We start from the raw sequence: 16708 nt of genomic DNA, 5'->3' as shown, positions 1-16708 counted from the left end.
AGAGATAAACCTCCATATAGCTTTATTTACTGATGTGGCCTGAAAGAGGCGATGAGATGAGAAATGAGAATGAGCTGCAAGCGAATGTTGTAAATTCTCGGTTTAAAGCTGCTTATAATATGGTTTTAGCAGGTATTGAGCAGGGTGAATGGCAAGAACACGATAAGCTGCCTTCTGTGCGATTAATGGCTGAACGGATGAAGCTGCACCGCTTAACGGTCTTTAAAGCCTATCAGCAGCTCAAGCAGGATAATATTGTTTATGTGAAGGAAAAGTCGGGTTATTATGTTAATCCTCTTCTCAAGAATGTAACAGTTGATGCAGATAAGGAGGAGGTATCATGGGATTATCGGGCAGAAAATGTTTACGTCAATCGCAGCCGCCTCTCGGATATTCATCAAATCCCAGTGAAATATCCTATGTCCGAAGCGCTGATTAATCCCAATTTGCTGCCGAATATATATATGTCTGAGTATGTGAAAAAAGTGTTTGATTTATATCCTAAGGTACTTGGAACTTATTCATCTGTGCAGGGTGATCCTGAGCTTCGTGAAGCGTTAGCCAATTATTTTATTGAAAAATATCGAATTGAGGTATCCGAGGTGGATCTCCTGATTACATCTGGTGCTCAGCAAGCTATTGATCTGATTTCACGGGCGCTGCTTAGACCTGGAGATGCCGTAATGATTGAGCGACCTACATATAGTGCGGCTATCGATATTTTAGGCAGCAGAATATACGATTGCTGCCAGTAGATATTCATCCGGACGGTTATGATCTCGAGCAGATCGAAGGATGGATGAAACGAGCGAAGCCGCGGCTTTTTTACATGAATCCAACCTTTCATAATCCAACTGGCTTTACCGTGCCAGCTTGGCAGCGCAAGCTGCTGGTAGAATTGGCAGAGCGATATAAATGTATGCTGGTGGAGGATGATGTTTTTCATGATATTTATTTCGAAGAGTCACCTCCGCCGCCCATTTTCTCCTATGATACTGAGGGTTATGTCATTTATATAAGCAGCTTTAGTAAATATATTGCGCCTGGACTTAGAGTGGCAGTTATAGCAGCTCGATCTTCTATTATGAAGAGCCTTATGCCAGTTAAAGCCTTGTTAGACAACGGATCGCCTCTGCTTAATCAGAAGATTTTCTTGCTTTATTTTTTTTCAAAAAGGCTTCAGGAGCATGTGGCAAAGCTAAGGATTGCTTTGCAGATTCGCAAAGAGAAGATGGAGCAGGTTCTATCTGCTTCAAATTGGAGCTGGACCAGCCCAAAAGGCGGTTTAAGCTTATGGGTCCAGCTGCCCAAGGGGGTAGCCGTTGACCTGCTTTTGGAACGAAGCTTGCAGCAATCTATCGCATTCGTGCCAGGTAGCATCTGTGATCCGCTAGGTCACCTTGATGATTGGATTCGCCTGAATTTTTCCTATATTCAACAGGATTTGATAGAAGAAGGCGTTCAGAAGCTGATGGTAATTGCTGATTCGATAAAGCAGGAATATTCTTATTTAATACTGGTAATTATCGAAGATTAGCTAGATTGAGAAAGCCTCAATTTACTCAGGTGCATTTCTGCACCTTGATTCATGAGTTGCGGCTGATAGCACTCAACAAGGTGCATTTCTGCACCTTGATTCATGAGTTGCGGCTGATAGCACTCAACAAGGTGCATTTCTGCACCTTGATTCATGGATTGCGGCTGATAGTGCTCAACAAGGTGCATTTCTGCATCTTGATTCATGGATTGCGGCTGATAACGCTCAACAAGGTGCATTTCTGCACCTTGATTCATGAATTGAGGCTGATAGCACTCAACAAGGTGCATTTCTGCACCTTGATTCATGAGTTGCGGCTGATAGCGCTCAACAAGGTGCATTTCTGCACCTTGATTCATGAGTTGCGGCTGATAGCACTCAACAAGGTGCATTTCTGCACCTTGTTTTACGGATTGCGGCTAATAGCGCTCAACAAGGTGCTTGAATGGGGCAGTTTGCTTGACAGTCAATCATTCTAATGTAATTTTGGATAAGCTGCTATTTTGTGAAGGAGTTACATGTCAGAAAGCTTTTGAAAGATCCTCTTTTACGGCAGAGATGCTGTGGAAGAGGTTTTTTTTCAGTAAACCTTCAGTTTATGTTCAAGTTATATTCAGTTAGGCGCTGTATAGTAAACCCATATCCAAATAAGTATAGACGGTTACTATCGTAAAATTCAGATGCTGAGAGGATTGAATAAAATGGTGATGAATAAACTGAAAATGCTTGGAATTTGCACGCTCCTAACACTGGTGCTTACAGCATGCGGAACGAAAGCAGCGGTTGAGGAAGATACGAATCAGATGGCAGCTCAAACGGATGCGGGTGGAGACAAGGCGGCAGAAGCTAATGCTCCTAGAGCAGCCTTAGATCCGAATGCCTTGGATCCGAATGCCATGTTAATGATGACAACCTTTCGTGGGTTGATCCAAATGGACAAAGCTGAGGGACTCGCGATAACGAAGGCACAAGCGGAGCCGATGGTTACAATCGTCCAGGATGTCATAACGAAAGGTGAGCTAACTGCTGAGGTACAAACTCAATTGGAGGCGTATCTAACAACGGATCAGAAGAAATTCCTTACTGATAATGCAACTAAGAGACCACAACAAAGAAATGGCAACGGAAATGCAAATGGTGATGGTCCTCAAGGTGGCCCGAATGGTGATGCACCTCAGGGAGATCCGAATAGTGACGCAGCTCAAAGTGGCCCGAATGGTGATGCTCCTCAAGAAGATCAGAACGGCGATGCTCCACAGGGCAGTCCTAGGCCAAGACCGAACGGGAATGGCGGCGGTGGTTTCGGTGGTGGCGGCAATTTCCAGAACATTGGACCACAGCTGCTTGAGTTGCTGCAGGCAAAATTGAAATAACTTGAATTTGATCTAGTAGGCAATCGTTCCTTAGTATTTAGGGAAAGGGTTGCTTTTTTGAATTCTAAGAAAGTATAAGTTTTTTACTTATACTGGATCTTAGAATTCCGGACAAACGCCGTCTTGAAAGACGGCATAGCCGTTTATCCTTGTTTCAAAGCTTATACTTTTCGAGCAAAGGGATTCCGAATTTAGTTAGCAGTTTTTCGAGGAATGACCAGCTCCAGCGGCGGTGAAGCGGTAAATGGCTGTCGAAGACAATGCTATATTCAATGTCTCCACGTGCTCCGCGATTGCGTTTAAACTGAGCTGCACCTGAGCTTTCGTGCAGCAGAATTTGCTTCTGCTCGGCAATGCTAAGCAGGACGGCAGATAACATACGATATAAGCCAAGCTCCTGAGGGAGTGAGGTGTCGTAGCCGAATAAAGGTGTAGTCATGGCACCGTTGCGAATAAAAAAGCCAAGTACTGCGTCAATCTGATTATGTTTACGCAAAACATAGAGCTGAAGGATCTTTTCCTGTAAGGCTAATTGCATAAAGGCTTCGGTGAACTGTGGATTGTGATAGGAATATTTGTCTAGATAAAGTGCATTGTACAGCTGTAAAATGCGCGGAATATCACTTTCCTTGAGCTCATGAGCTGGTATTACTTGATAACCTTTTTTAGCAAGGAGTGCATAGTCGCGTTTGACGAGCCAACGTGATTTCGCATTTGCATAGGTGGCATCTGAGGGGGATAAGAAATATATTTTACGGCTAGGCACTTTTTTACTGCCCAGTTTGTTACATGCAGCAAGGATGGTTGAATTTAAAGTTTGATTTAATGAACGGAATACAATAGCATGCTGGGGAAAACGAAGCTTAATAAAGTCGATTATCCGGTTAATTTGATCTGCAGTTAGATTTGGATAAAGGTTGGTGGATACTAGCCAATTATTCACATGAACCACACGGTTGATTCGACTCAACTTAAGTAGAAGGCCAAGCCCATCCAGAACGATAGGGAGCATTAATTTGGCTAAACGGTTTTGGACTAGATAAAGCTCCTCTTTGGCGTAGCTGACATAATGGGTAAATGGCGAGCAGACGTAGCTATTCGTGTACTCCTTGTCGTTAATGGTTATGGGGATTATTAAATGATCTAAGGCGAGAATCATAAGCTTGGTTTGTACATTTTGAAAATAATCGGACACGGAGTGCTGCACCAACGGCATTAGATAACGCCTCGCATACTGTCCATCCTCTGTGTCGGGCCAAACAAGCTCTGCGATATTGCCCTTATCGTATAGAGTTATCAGCGAGCTCATTGGACAACTCTCCGTTCCACGCGGCGTAATTTACGGATACCGGGTATGAAATGATAATGTGAAAAGCAGATTTCAGGCATTTGGCAGTGGAGCTTTTGAAAAAGCTCTGACAGCGATTGCGTCATACTTTCCTCTGCTTGCATACGTGAGGCTCCCTCTTTAAGCAAATAACATATTTCTATGCGATCATTAGCATGCTGAATCGCTTGATATTCCACTATTTCAGCACAGCTATTTAGAATCGCTCTCGTAATGAAATCAGGAAAAACAATCACGTTTTTACCGTTAGCTCCCACCACAGAATCTTCAGTAGATGGAAAAATAAATAAATCATCACAACGGCCTTCAATCGTTTCAATGGCTGTAAATATAGAGCCGCAGGGGCACAGACCCTCACGTTCAGTCAGAATATCGTTTAAACGATAGCGGATAATTGGCTGCGTGAAGCGGGTGAAATCCGTAATAATGGGTACAAATTTCCGCTGAGCTTCATCAAGGTAAGCTTTTTCAATATGGACGTACTCTTCATTAAGATGCAGGGTGCCATAATGACAGCTTGAGGCTAAAAAGCCTTCCGTACACTGATAAATTTGATGAACAGTTTGCTCAAAAGCAGCCTCAATCCGCTGACGATCGAGGGGATCAAGCACCTCGGCAACCGAGATGATTTTACGTGGATGGATAGCAAGTTGTTTAAGGTTTGCTGCTTCTGCAAGCAGGCTAAGCACGGAAGGAGGCGCAATGAGGAGCGTGGGCAGAGTTTGATTTAGAGTGGCAATGTGTTGATCTATAGGTATCAATAAGTCATAGTAGGAAAACTTTAAACGGCCACGTTGCACACTCTGGTAGAGATTACTATTCGCTCGTAGGAAGAAAGCAATATGCTCGGTCTGTAGTAGGGAACGAGGAAGCACCTTAGCCAAGATTGTACCTGCCCATTGGGCTTGTTCTTGCTCGCTAACGAGAAAAAGACCGCGATTACCCGAGGTTCCAGAGGATAACCCTACAGTAATATTGCCGATTTTTGGCGCGAAATCCCTCGTAGTTTCAGAATGAAGAGCAACAGAAAAAGCTTCATCCTTACTTATCCCCGCAGTATTTAATAAATCAAAATTTTCCATCATAATACCTTTATCTAGCAAAGGAAATTGTCTCCATTCAGCAAGAGGTTGATCCGCCCATAACTCACGATAAAAGGGCGAGTGCTGGCGAACAAAAGCTAAATGCCTTAGAATACGTCGTTCTTGCCATTGCTCAAACGAAGCACGATCCGACCATTTATATAAGTATTTAGCCCGCAGATAATAGAAGAGTGGTTTTAGTTTAGCTAACATTAGAGCACTCCCTTCTGTGGAGCTAATGGATAGAATGTGGGGCAATGGCTGGGGACAATTTGCAGCTGAGGATATTGCTCATGTAAGCTGCAAAGACGTTCAAAGCTATCTTGGTACTGTGTCCGACTAGACATGATCAAACCTGCTAGCAAGTTAGGCAAACGATGCTCGCGATAAGCGCGGCTTGACCAAACGGTATCTGCACATAGTAGATAGGATTGCTGATCAGTCGCAACCATTAAGCCGATTTGTCCTGCAGCATGTCCAGGTAAATCAACAGCAATTAAACTGCCATCACCCAAGATATCCATTACACGCCGAAAAGGAAAGTTCTTTGGTACTGAGAACTGCTGTGCTTCATCAATTGGCAGAGAACGTGCAATAAAATCATCTGGCAACAGCTCGGACAGATATCCAGCTCGGAGAGCACTTAAGCCACGGCGATCCTTAACGGCATTATAGGCAGCTTGCAAATAAATGAACTGGGCATTCGGGAAATCACGCAAACCTCCGAGATGATCAGCATGAAAATGCGACAGTACAATGAGCTTTACTTCTTCTGATGCAATGCCAAGAGCATTAAGCTGGTTAACAGCGCTTTGGCTATCCTCATAAATAACAGGAGTCAGCTTGCGATACATGCTAAAAGGAAAGCGCTCTGTAGCAGCGAAAAAGCGAGAAGAGTAGCCCGTATCGAACAAAATAACCCCTAACCGAGGATGCTGTATACAAGCAAATCCAGCAGGAAAAGGCACAGAACGGAAGGAGCCTCCCCGAAGGGTTATCCACTCTGGATGTGTGCAATAACCGGCAGCTAATAAGGTTAATTGAATTGTAAGCTTATTTATACCCTTCATAGCTTCGCCCTCCAAGCCGCGGCAAATCGCCCCAAGCCCTCCGTTAAACTTACTTTGGGTTTATAACCGAGATTAGTAACCGCTTTTGTAATATCTAAAGTTTGGCTTCGACCCAGCACGCCAACGGTATAACGAGTAAGAAGCGGCTCTTTATTACCAGGCAGCACTTTTGCTAAAAGCTCCATGCCGTATGCAAGCCGATAGGCATTTGCAAAGGACACTGGCTTAGTTTTTAAAGGAAGTTCAAGTAAGTCAAACAGCTGATGCAAGACTTGAATAAAAGTAACAGGCTCTTGATTGGTTATATTATAAATTTCACCACTTGCAGAAGCATTCGCAGTACCGCAAAGTACAAGGGCTTCCACCACATTGTCGATATAAGTGAGATCAAGCTCAATGCTACCACCATCGATTAGCGGTATGCCGCGTGAAGAATTTGCTTTAATCAATCTCGGAAAAATACTGGGATCCCCCGGACCAATAATCGCACGAGGACGCAGGATAATCGCAGCTAATCCAGCAGAAGCCGCTTTTTTAACGACCAGCTCAGCTAAGCGTTTTGTTGCTGCATAAGCATTGGCGAATTTAAAAGGTAGCGGTGCAGATTCTTTAATATTCAACCGATGAGTGTAATCCAAATAAACGCTAGGCGTGGATACATGGACAAGTCTTCCGACGTTATGCGCCATGCAGCCCTGAACAATATGCTCGGTTGCTTGGACATTACTGCTATAAAAATCAGCATACTTGCCCCAAGGTGTTGAAAGAGCCGCACAGTGATAAACAACATCCTGATCAGCACATAATAGATTTGTTTTAATGGGATCACGCAGATCCACGGGAACAAAACGAATATTCTGTGAAAGCAGCTCAGAGCCAATAGCTGGATTACGTCCCGTAGCCGTGACATTCCATCCAAGCTGCTGCAGATTTAAGGCCAAGCTTTTTCCGAGGAATCCTGTAGCGCCTGTGACAAGTGCGTTCATGCTTCACCATTCCATTCGATATCATAGGTCAAAGCTTCAACCATAGAGATTTGAAGCTTTCGACTCATTTGCCAGGTTGCAAACAGTACCCGAAGCTGCTCAACGTAAGGAAAAGGATCTCGCCATCGGAAAATAACATCTTTACTCTGAGAGTAGGCACTGATCCAAGCACGTAGATGCTTCCATGTACGTATTCCAGCAAATCCGTAGGATAACATAGCTAAGGATAGCATAGATCGGGTAGTGGGTTTAGGAGTTAGTGGCTTGCTTGAGGCAAATGAAATAAAAGCTTGGTCCAGTCGATCCGCAGGCTCGAATAAATGAGTACCGCTAGTTGCACGAGGATTGCATTCCAGTGGATAGAGTTTGCCCTCCGAAGTTTCGATAAAATCAAAAGCTATCTGACCCGTAAATTGCTCCAGCTCCACAAAACGCCGTATCCAGTTAAAAACCGCAATGTGCTGCAAAGGTTTGAAAAAGATGCTAGCGCCAAGGCCTGCTTTATAGGAGGTTTCATAAGCTGCATGTGCCGATACAATGCCATCGTGTACGATGCTATAAGTCGAAATAAGCTGGCCTGGAATGTAAGCCTGCACCACCCAAGGAGCTGTGACAGATATTTCGGAAACCGGATATTGGTGTTGTAGGTTTTCTAAGTCAACCTGCGAATTTCGCTCCAATGAAGGCTCAATAATCAAGGTTTTAGCAGCAAAACGGGAGTAGACTGGCTTAAACACAAGTCCATTTTCCGGTGAAAAAGCAGATAAAGCAGCTCGCCATTCTTCTGCTGATTGAATAAGTCTAGTTTCAGGCACAATAAACCCATATCCAGCAGCTTTTTGAATAAAATCCAGCTTGTTATGCAAGGAAGTGAGCTTAGAGAAAGAGTCTGTAAATACCGTGCAATGAAGCTTCAATCGCTCTAGACCTCTTGCCACATAGAAAATTTCCTCACACGTAGGGATAATTAAATCGATTCCTTGTTTGATTGCAATTTCACACAATGCATCAATGAATTCATCCGGCTGAAATCTAGGTTCAGGTACTTTAAAACATCCAGTCACAGCAGAAGAAACCCGGCATAAATACCGGTTTAAGCTTTCAGCGACATAAACACGATGCCCAGCAGCGGTAAACTGCCGTGCCAATTCTAGCGTAACCGGTGCTCTACCACCGGTAAGCAGGATATTCAGCGGTTTACTGTCCGTTATTTTAATATTCAAGGACCAGTCCCCCAAGCGATAAACCCGCCGAGGTACCAAGTAATAACACGCGGTCGCCCCGGTTCACACGTTGCTGAGAGATGGCTTCATGTATGCCCATAGGGATTGCTGCGGCAATGGTGTTTCCATGATCGGGTGTAATATATATGAGCTGTTCATCAGAGATACCCAGTTTTTTTTGCAATAAACGCATAGCCATCGCGCTTCCTTGGTGAGGGATTACCAGTGAAATATCTGCAATCGAGCAGGATGCCTGTTTCAACAAATCAGCTACAAACTCCGGTAACAGTTTAGAGGCCATTTTAAAAATAGCCGAGCCATCCATTTTAAATAAGAATTCATTTTCGGTAAGCGGCGTATACTCACGCGGGTGATATTTAGTCCCGCCGCCGCGAACTTCAGATAAGTGTGCCCCATGGCTGTATGTTTTCATCGATGCACAAATTACTTGAGAGCTTTCCCCAACCTCGGATCTCCCAATTACAACAGCTGCAGCGCCATCACCGAATAAAGCAGCACTTTCTTTGTCCTGCCAATTCAAGGCGTTCGAAGCCACCTCAGTAGATACAATTAAGATACGCCGATACCGCCCAATATCCACAAGGCAGGACATTACATCCAACGCTGTAACAAAGCTAAGGCAGGTCGAGTTGATATCGAAGGCGGGAACGCCGGATTCCTGCTCGCCCATAGCTTTCTGGATCAATACAGCTGTACAGGGGATAGGCTGCTCCATCGAACCGCTGGCACAAACCAAGCAATCGATATCTGCAAAAGAAAGATTAGCAGCAGCCAATGCCGCCTGAGCAGCCTGAGCTCCCATGTAAGAGGCAGTTTCATCCTCTACAAAATGGCGCAGAGCCACATCCGTTTTCTTGAGCACCCAGCCAGCGGGCATGCCAAGAAGTTCATCCATGTCTGATGCGGTTATTTTTCGTTTAGGCATGTATTTGCCGGTTCCAAGTATTCTTACTTTGCGCGCTTGCATGTAAAACCTCATCTCATTTTAAACCCTAAGTCTCCATTATCCGTCAAATCACGAGAAAATCAATATAAGTTTCAGTTGAAAATATAGTAAAATAGGCTATAGAGTCAAAATCGACTGGAGAAAATAAGTGAAGCCTTATACATTGCAGGTCATAAAAATTATTCAAAGTATTCCTGAGGGTTATGTGATGAGCTATGGACAAATCGCCGAACTGGCTGGTAGCGCTAGAGGAGCCAGACAGGTCGTACGCATTCTGCATTCGATGAGTAAAGCATACAAATTGCCCTGGCATAGGGTTGTTAATGCCAAGGGACAAATTGCTATTACGGATGACGAATCACGTTTTCAGCAGATTCTTTACTTACGCGATGAAGGTGTGGAAGTGGACGATAGCGGTCAAATTGAGCTGGATATCTACCGATTCGTACCGGAGGTCACTTAGATTTGTGCCATTTTTCGACCAAAGGCCCGTTTTCGCCATAAATCGGATCTAAAAGTGGTAGAGGAACCTGTCGTATTTCTTCCAATACCTCAGGCCGCTCATCAGCTAATCCTCTGCGTAAATTATAGTCCATCCCTTCGGGATAAGCGCCTACAACCTGAAAGTCGGAGCTGGCTGACAAGCGTTTATGCCCAGTTCCAGCGGGGAGCACCAGAACATCGCCTGCTTCTACAACCACTTGATCACCTTGCTCGCCACCAAGCTGCAGAGTTGCCGAGCCTCTTATGCTCCCTAATACTTCATGAACGTTGCTGTGATAATGATGATAACGGAATACACCGTTGGTCCAGCTGTTGCGCCAATTGTGGCTATTGAAGATTTTTTCCGTTTGCTCTGGTTTTTCCTTGAGGGCACCTACATATAGTAAAGCCGGTAAATCCACGTTATTAGGAATTTTCCCGTCATCTTCATAATAGTAACTCCGAACCTCCAAGCCTTTCATACCGAAACCCTCCTTTTAAATAATAAAATGATGGGAAGCTTTATTGGATGAAACATATATGCGTAATACGGCATCATTCTGGTCCACTGTATCGACTATAAAGTATACAGGTGTTTCATCCTTTGGATCATCCGGACGGTGAGATAATTCCTCTTTAGTCAGAATACGTATACCCACTTCTGTCACTTGTTTAACATGGTAAGCTTCAAATGCCACTAATTTAGCTTGATCAAAGGTAGCGGAAGGTCCTATCACTCTATCGTGATCCATGGACAGTGTATTATATTCTGGGATGTAACTAATTAGAAATTGCATTGTTTCTGCTACATAACGAATAGGTAGATAGATATGATTATTATAGTTCAAAACCGTATACTCTGCTGGTATCGTAACCTCTTTTCCAGCTACAGATAACTTTACTGGGAACAGATAAGCTTGAATAGTCTTTGCCTCCCCCAAAGCTTGCTGTACAGGAAGCATTAATAAAATGATTGATAGGATCATTATTCTTTTTATCATTTTGCGTCACCTCTTTTTATATTTAGCCGACAGAATAAAAGGCTATCCTAGGTTGTTACTGTTAATAATCCAATAAGTTCCTTTATATCCCACAAAATAGTGGATTATAATGATAAAGAGCGATATAGTCAAAGAGAAAATACTTTTTCTGGGGAGGTAGCAGATGGCTGAAGGTGGGAAACGTAAAAAAGCATTCGCTTCCATTCTAAGCAGAGACAGTCTAGTGAAAACAGCCCTATGGATCATTTATATGTGGGTTCTGGTGCAATTCGTTTTCAAGCTAACGAATGAAATATGGGAAATTATAGTAGTAGTATTGGTATGTTCAGTAATTTATGGATTTATCGAGCACTTTATACTTAAAGGGATTAATCGTGTGTTTAACAAAAGATAGATGTTGCTTAACCTAATCGATAGGGAAAGTGAGCTGAATTCCAAAATGAATCTAATGGAGCAAATAGGCGATATTGACATTTATTTATTGGATCAGATTCTCAAGGGTCGAATTACAAAAGACATGCGAATCCTCGATGCTGGCTGTGGATCTGGGCGGAACTTAGTTTATTTTCTGCGTAACGGATATGAAGTGTTTGCGGTCGATAAATCGGAGACAGCCATACGTTCGGTGCAGCTGCTTGGGGCAAGGCTTTCACAGACCTGGACGAATGAACATGCACGTGTAGGAACCATAGAGCAAATGAGATTTGCGAGGGAGAGCTTTGATTTCGTAATTAGTAACGCTGTGCTGCATTTTGCGGAGAACGAGTTGCATTTTCAACAAATGCTAAATGAATTATGGCGCGTGCTAAAGCCAGGCGGGCTGCTATTCGTACGTTTAGCCTCTACATTAGGAATAGAAGATCAGATAGAGCCACTAGGTGATGGACGTTATATTCAACCTGACGGAAGCACGCGATTTCTTGTTAATGAAGCTAAGCTAATTAAATTAACAGATGAACTGAATGGCATCTTGTTTGAACCTCTAAAAACCGTTGTTGTGGCCGGACAGCGCAGTATGAGTACTTGGTGTGTGGAGAAGATTAAAGCATTAGATGATCTGTAGAACAACTAATATATAAATAAAGCTAACTGGAATGAGAAGTAGGTTTTTATAACCAAGGAGGACAGCCAATTGTACAGATTCAACGGAGAACTTGGTGAGCTGTCTTTTTTTCATGAAACCAGCGATCATATGTTTAGTAAATAGCCTATTTAGAATAAGATTGTATATCCCGAAAATAATCGCAAAACCAACAAACTCCCAAATGATATCCGTAACCGTCATTCCATATACGCTGAGAGATATCTTATCGCGAAATCCAATTGAATTGAAGTCGCGAATGGCTGTGTCTGTACTTAATGATATAATGAGAATATATTGAAAAATGCGGATGATTTGAACAATAATTTCAATAAGGTAGTACCACCAGGCATTGATTCTTTCTTTATAAAGGGCCTGATAGCAACGGCCAGCGGCAGTAATTATAGAGATGCCAAATAGCATAATACTTGCAAAATAGAATACATAGGACTCACGCAGCGTGTTAAAGCCATCAAGAATAAACAAGGTGTGCCTCCTTCTTGGGTGTGCATCTTATCTTCATCATATAGGGGCAAGCCATTTGTTTCAAGAGCAGCTTTAGGAGTGTGCATCAGGAGGACGATAATGAAACGGTTAAGTGATGTTGAAGCGAGTAAGCGGAGTATCAGTCATGTGGGTTTGAATCATATTTTTCTACCCGAGCTCGTTGAAGCAATGGAGCTTAGAGGCTATGCAGATAAAGAGAAAATTTGTTCCATTGGTGATAAGCTGGATGGAATATTCGTGTTGGTTACTGGTAAAATAAAGGTTTATACGATACTGCCCAATGGAAAAACGATGCTCATTCGCTTTGCCAAACCTCCTTCACTTATTGGTGATGTGGAGTGGATGGCGGATTATCCCATTCAGAATATCGTAGAGTCGGTTGGAGCGAGCTCTCTGTTGGTCATTAGCCGATCGCTAATGCTAGAGATGGAGCTGAACAATCCAGCTTTTCTGCGCTTTATGATACAGACCCTTAGTCAGAAGCTGTACACCCTAGCCCATACATCTGCCATGAATCAGCTTTATCCGGTCGAGAATAGGTTTGCCAGCTATTTGCTTTCCCTGCTTTTGGATGTAGAAGGAAACGATCCTGCTGAGGAAATTCGCACTTCAACACTTGTGGAAACGGCAGAAATGCTAGGGACAAGCTATCGACATTTAAATCGCGTGATTAATCGTTTGGTTGAGGATAAAGTTCTTGAACGAACTAGAGGGCGAGTACGGATACTTAACCAACCGCGGCTTAAGGAGCTAGCTAACGATAACTTATACACATAGAGGATCTTAGAAAAACATTTAATAGGACATATGTCCTTTTTGGAATTGCTGCTGATTGCGTATACTAAATTTCAGAAGAAGGAGTGTCCAGGAGACAGAAAGAAGGAATGGCAAGCATGGCAGGTATTTTATATTCGTTGTTAGCTGGGATTGTAATTGCAACACAAGGTGTCATTAATACCAGAATGAGTGAAAAAGCAGGGTTTTGGCTGACTAATACGTTCGTGCATGGTTCGGGTTTTCTACTATCCTTGGTGCTGTACGCGATCATTCGTGACGGCAGCTGGAGTCAATTACATAATGTAAGTAAAGGATATATGTTAGGCGGCGTGCTAGGGGTCATTATCCTATTCTCTGTTATGAAAGGCATTGGCCAGTTAGGACCTGCGTATTCGGTGGCCATTCTAATGGTAGCTCAATTGATCTTCGCGCTAATTATTGATAGCTATGGTTTATTCGGCGCACAGAAAATCCCTTTTGTATGGAACAAAGGAATGGGGATTCTGATTATGGTCGCAGGCATAGTGGTGTTTAAATGGAAATGAGATGTAAATCCATTGATTTATATGCAAACGAGTACCTGCCTCGAAAATAACCCCTTCTTAGCAACTCCGCGATCTACAATAGTGAATCCTGCTTTTGCGATCATTTCATCCATTTCTTCTATGGAAATCACAACTACTTTGTTGGCAATACGACGTGCATGCTGCAGGATTGAAAACTGTTCCTCCGTTGTGATCGTGGAGAATAAGTTATAGGGCATGTCGACAATCGCTACATCGTAATGGTCGGAAACATTCGCTATAGCCCCGACAACAACTTCTCCATCCAGCCCAAAATGCTCCAGATTCTCACGAGCCCCACGCACGATGAAGTGGTTGATATCTCGACCAACTATATCAATTCCCATAGATAGAGCTTCGACCAGAACAGTGCCGATTCCACAGCACGGATCAATCGCCTTAATCCCTTCAGGATGAGGAACAGCAATATTCGCCGCTGCTCTTGCTAATCGGGTCGTGAGCGCGATTGAATAATTACGCGGCTTTTTCATATGGTGCAGCCAAACGGCTGTATTCTTAAGGTAGTTTCCGAAATACCATTTCCCACCTAAGGCAACAATCCCAAATACATAGGTTGGATGATGGACATCGGCTTCTCCAGTGATATGAATCCCTAACTCTCGCTCTATAGCTCGCTGATCCTCGTAAGATATTTTATCCTCGGGACTTAAATCATTTAATTTGACGAAAATAACTTTGAATGTAGCGTCTAGCAATTGGATGGCTTCCACCTTTTGCAGGATTTCAGCCATAGTGCTCCCCTGATACATCACTTCAATACGTTCTTTAATAAAGGGGCTGCGGCTGGGGTCTATTCCAACTGTACTTTTCAAGATATGACTGGGAGCCTCCATACCAAAAAACGCGCGCATTTCCAGCTGGCTTAAGGAAAGCTCGTCCTCACGGCAAGCAAATGTATATATAAAACTAGGTTGTTCGGTAGTATTCAATCGTATCTCATCCTTATCCTGATGCATTTATCTTCCTCTCAAACCATAGCTGTAAAAGCCTAGAAAAGCAAAGATTTATCAGGTATTGGAATGCTTAATAGTTGGTTTTTGTAGTAAATCTTTACATTCCATTAACAGTTCATTGATTTTGTAATGAGGGTTGAGGGGTATGATAAGAAGAAAAGCTGCAAAAGGAGTCCCTCATGACAACCGATCAAATTTCCCAATTCGAGAAGAAAGTGATCATTCGCAGTATCGTACGAACCGATTTTGATAAAATTATTGAGCTGCAGAATATTTGCTTTCCCAACATGCAGCCTTGGAATATCAAACAGCTGGAAAGCCATTTGCGACTTTTCCCAGAGGGTCAAATATGCGTTGAATTAGATGGTGATATTATCGGCTCTTGCTCTAGCTTAATTGTTAATTTTGACGATTATTTGGAGCAGCACACGTATCAAGAAATCACCGATAAGGGATACATTCGCAATCATAACCCACGCGGCGAAAACCTATATGGCATGGAGGTCATGGTGCACCCCAGCTTTCGTCGAATGAAAATTGGCAGGCGGTTATATGAAGCTAGAAAACGCTTGGCAGAAACGCTGAATCTCAAAAGTATTATTGTCGGAGGCAGAATCCCAGGCTATCATAATTTTAGCGATAAAATGGCGCCGCGGGAATATGCCGAAGAGGTGCTGCAGCAGAATATCTATGATCCTGTGCTCACCTTCCAAATGATGAACGGCTTTACCTTGAAGCGGATTATTACGAATTATCTATCAGATGATGAAGACTCGATGAATTACGCAGCATTGCTGGAGTGGAATAATATTGAGTATAAACCGAATATCAATAAAACACATTATAAAATGTCCTTTCCCGTCCGTTTCTGCGTCATTCAATATATGATGAAAAAGATTGATTCCTTCGAGGAATTTGCGACGCAATGCGAGCATTATGTGGATGTAGCCTCTGACTATAAATCGGATTTTGCCGTTTTTCCAGAGAATTTCACGATGCAGCTGCTGTCGTTTCTTGAGGAGCGTTCACCAAGCTTAGCCATACGCAAGCTGAGTACATTTACGGAAAATTATGTAGCCTTGTTTTCTGAATTAGCTGTCAATTATAATGTTAATATCGTCGGCGGCTCGCATTTTGTCGAACAAAACAACCGAATTTATAATGTTGCCCATTTGTTTCGACGAGATGGTACAATTGAACAGCAATATAAGCTGCATATTTCCCCTAATGAGCGTAAATGGTGGGGAATTAATGGCGGCTCTAAATTAGAAGTATTCGATACAGATTGCGGTAAAATTTCGATCCAATTGAGCAGTGACATAGAATACCCGGAGATTTCGCGAATTGTTGCGGAGGAAGGGGCACAGATTATTTTTGTGCCTTTTTGCGCCGAGGATCGCCAAACCTTTCTACGAGTCAAATATTGTGCACAAGCCCGTGCTGTTGAAAACCAGGTTGTAGTAGTTACAGCGGGTACAGTAGGAAATTTAACACACGTCGATAATGTCGACATTCAATATGCACAATCAGGCGTTTATACACCTGCTGATTTTTCATTTCCACGTGATGGCATTGCAGGTGAATGCAGTGAAAACACGGAGGCTGTGATCATGGCAGAGGTAGATATGGAGAATTTACAGCGTTATCGCAAGTCCAAGGATGTATTAACTTTCCGAGATCGCCGTACAGATATTTATTCACTGCAAATCCGATCTTGATTCATTAAATAGGGGGCA

At 43.1% G+C, this 16708-nt stretch carries 18 protein-coding genes and 1 pseudogene; 8 read left to right on the top strand and 11 right to left on the bottom strand.

All coding sequences use genetic code 11. The features are described from left to right. Positions 1-56: 56 nt before the first annotated feature. Positions 57-1537 (top strand): annotated as a pseudogene (locus tag EHS13_RS37690) (aminotransferase-like domain-containing protein). Here the strand turns inward: EHS13_RS37690 and EHS13_RS34850 are convergent. Next, positions 1534-1896, bottom strand: a complete 363-nt coding sequence (locus EHS13_RS34850) for a hypothetical protein (RefSeq protein ID WP_155704817.1) — start codon at positions 1894-1896, stop codon at positions 1534-1536. The pseudogene EHS13_RS37690 and the gene EHS13_RS34850 overlap by 4 nt on opposite strands. 342 nt (positions 1897-2238) lie before the next feature. Between EHS13_RS34850 and EHS13_RS34845 the strand changes: the two genes are divergently transcribed. Then, positions 2239-2910 (top strand): hypothetical protein, encoded by a 672-nt coding sequence (locus tag EHS13_RS34845; protein ID WP_162463404.1) that lies wholly within the window; start codon positions 2239-2241, stop codon positions 2908-2910. 154 nt (positions 2911-3064) lie between these two features. Here EHS13_RS34845 and EHS13_RS34840 read toward each other — a convergent pair whose 3' ends face one another. From EHS13_RS34840 to EHS13_RS34815, 6 genes are read right to left on the bottom strand one after another with little or no spacing between them, the layout of a single operon-like run. Continuing rightward, positions 3065-4219 carry a GNAT family N-acetyltransferase gene (locus EHS13_RS34840; RefSeq protein ID WP_155704815.1) on the bottom strand — a complete coding sequence of 385 codons (1155 nt, stop codon included), beginning with the start codon at positions 4217-4219 and terminating at the stop codon, positions 3065-3067. Further along, on the bottom strand, positions 4216-5553 hold the full coding sequence (locus EHS13_RS34835) for a F390 synthetase-related protein (protein ID WP_155704814.1): 1338 nt from the start codon (positions 5551-5553) through the stop codon (positions 4216-4218). Before EHS13_RS34835 ends, EHS13_RS34840 begins: the two co-directional genes overlap by 4 nt. Then, positions 5553-6410, bottom strand: coding sequence for an MBL fold metallo-hydrolase (locus EHS13_RS34830; protein ID WP_155704813.1), 858 nt, complete (start codon positions 6408-6410; stop codon positions 5553-5555). Before EHS13_RS34830 ends, EHS13_RS34835 begins: the two co-directional genes overlap by 1 nt. Then, positions 6407-7396, bottom strand: a complete 990-nt coding sequence (locus EHS13_RS34825; RefSeq protein ID WP_155704812.1) for an NAD-dependent epimerase/dehydratase family protein — start codon at positions 7394-7396, stop codon at positions 6407-6409. Before EHS13_RS34825 ends, EHS13_RS34830 begins: the two co-directional genes overlap by 4 nt. Next, positions 7393-8619 (bottom strand): ATP-grasp domain-containing protein, encoded by a 1227-nt coding sequence (locus EHS13_RS34820; RefSeq protein WP_155704811.1) that lies wholly within the window; start codon positions 8617-8619, stop codon positions 7393-7395. Before EHS13_RS34820 ends, EHS13_RS34825 begins: the two co-directional genes overlap by 4 nt. Continuing rightward, entirely contained in the window at positions 8609-9607 is a 999-nt protein-coding gene (locus tag EHS13_RS34815) for a beta-ketoacyl-ACP synthase III (protein WP_155704810.1), read from the bottom strand. The genes EHS13_RS34820 and EHS13_RS34815 overlap by 11 nt, the downstream gene beginning before the upstream one ends. A 127-nt stretch (positions 9608-9734) precedes the next feature. On the opposite strand from EHS13_RS34815, the gene EHS13_RS34810 reads away from it, so the two are divergent. Continuing rightward, positions 9735-10049, top strand: a complete 315-nt coding sequence (locus EHS13_RS34810; RefSeq protein ID WP_155704809.1) for an MGMT family protein — start codon at positions 9735-9737, stop codon at positions 10047-10049. Here EHS13_RS34810 and EHS13_RS34805 read toward each other — a convergent pair. Both EHS13_RS34805 and EHS13_RS34800 read right to left on the bottom strand, forming a co-directional pair. After that, on the bottom strand, positions 10042-10551 hold the full coding sequence (locus EHS13_RS34805; protein ID WP_155704808.1) for a cupin domain-containing protein: 510 nt from the start codon (positions 10549-10551) through the stop codon (positions 10042-10044). The genes EHS13_RS34810 and EHS13_RS34805 overlap by 8 nt on opposite strands. 15 nt (positions 10552-10566) lie before the next feature. After that, complete coding sequence (locus EHS13_RS34800; protein WP_155704807.1) at positions 10567-11070, bottom strand: hypothetical protein; 504 nt, start codon at positions 11068-11070, stop codon at positions 10567-10569. Positions 11071-11233: 163 nt separating this feature from the next. Here EHS13_RS34800 and EHS13_RS34795 point away from each other — a divergent pair, with 163 nt between their 5' ends. Together EHS13_RS34795 and EHS13_RS34790 are read left to right on the top strand one after the other, a co-directional pair. Then, positions 11234-11464, top strand: a complete 231-nt coding sequence (locus tag EHS13_RS34795; RefSeq protein ID WP_155704806.1) for a hypothetical protein — start codon at positions 11234-11236, stop codon at positions 11462-11464. Continuing rightward, the gene (locus EHS13_RS34790; protein WP_227013700.1) at positions 11465-12133 is read left to right on the top strand and encodes a class I SAM-dependent methyltransferase; all 669 of its coding nucleotides are present in this window, start codon (positions 11465-11467) and stop codon (positions 12131-12133) included. Here the strand turns inward: EHS13_RS34790 and EHS13_RS34785 are convergent. Beyond that, complete coding sequence (locus EHS13_RS34785; protein WP_155704805.1) at positions 12119-12637, bottom strand: hypothetical protein; 519 nt, start codon at positions 12635-12637, stop codon at positions 12119-12121. The genes EHS13_RS34790 and EHS13_RS34785 overlap by 15 nt on opposite strands. 99 nt (positions 12638-12736) lie before the next feature. Here EHS13_RS34785 and EHS13_RS34780 point away from each other — a divergent pair, with 99 nt between their 5' ends. Both EHS13_RS34780 and EHS13_RS34775 read left to right on the top strand, forming a co-directional pair. Next, complete coding sequence (locus EHS13_RS34780) at positions 12737-13435, top strand: Crp/Fnr family transcriptional regulator (protein ID WP_155704804.1); 699 nt, start codon at positions 12737-12739, stop codon at positions 13433-13435. Between the two features lie 107 nt (positions 13436-13542). Further along, a complete protein-coding gene (locus EHS13_RS34775; RefSeq protein ID WP_227013698.1) occupies positions 13543-13980 on the top strand; it encodes a DMT family transporter in 438 nt (145 codons plus the stop codon). Between the two features lie 17 nt (positions 13981-13997). Here EHS13_RS34775 and EHS13_RS34770 read toward each other — a convergent pair whose 3' ends face one another. After that, positions 13998-14975, bottom strand: coding sequence for a TRM11 family SAM-dependent methyltransferase (locus EHS13_RS34770; RefSeq protein WP_155704803.1), 978 nt, complete (start codon positions 14973-14975; stop codon positions 13998-14000). A 176-nt stretch (positions 14976-15151) separates the two neighbouring features. On the opposite strand from EHS13_RS34770, the gene EHS13_RS34765 reads away from it, so the two are divergent. Next, positions 15152-16690: a bifunctional GNAT family N-acetyltransferase/carbon-nitrogen hydrolase family protein gene (locus EHS13_RS34765; RefSeq protein ID WP_155704802.1), complete on the top strand. Its 1539-nt coding sequence runs from the start codon at positions 15152-15154 to the stop codon at positions 16688-16690. The last annotated feature ends 18 nt before the right edge of the window (positions 16691-16708 follow it).

This window comes from Paenibacillus psychroresistens (genome assembly GCF_009728935.1).
GTDB classification, from domain to species: Bacteria; Bacillota; Bacilli; order Paenibacillales; family NBRC-103111; genus Paenibacillus_AC; species Paenibacillus_AC psychroresistens.
The sequence above is the reverse complement of the archived record's forward strand: the minus strand, read 5'-3'. Positions and strand labels throughout refer to the sequence as shown.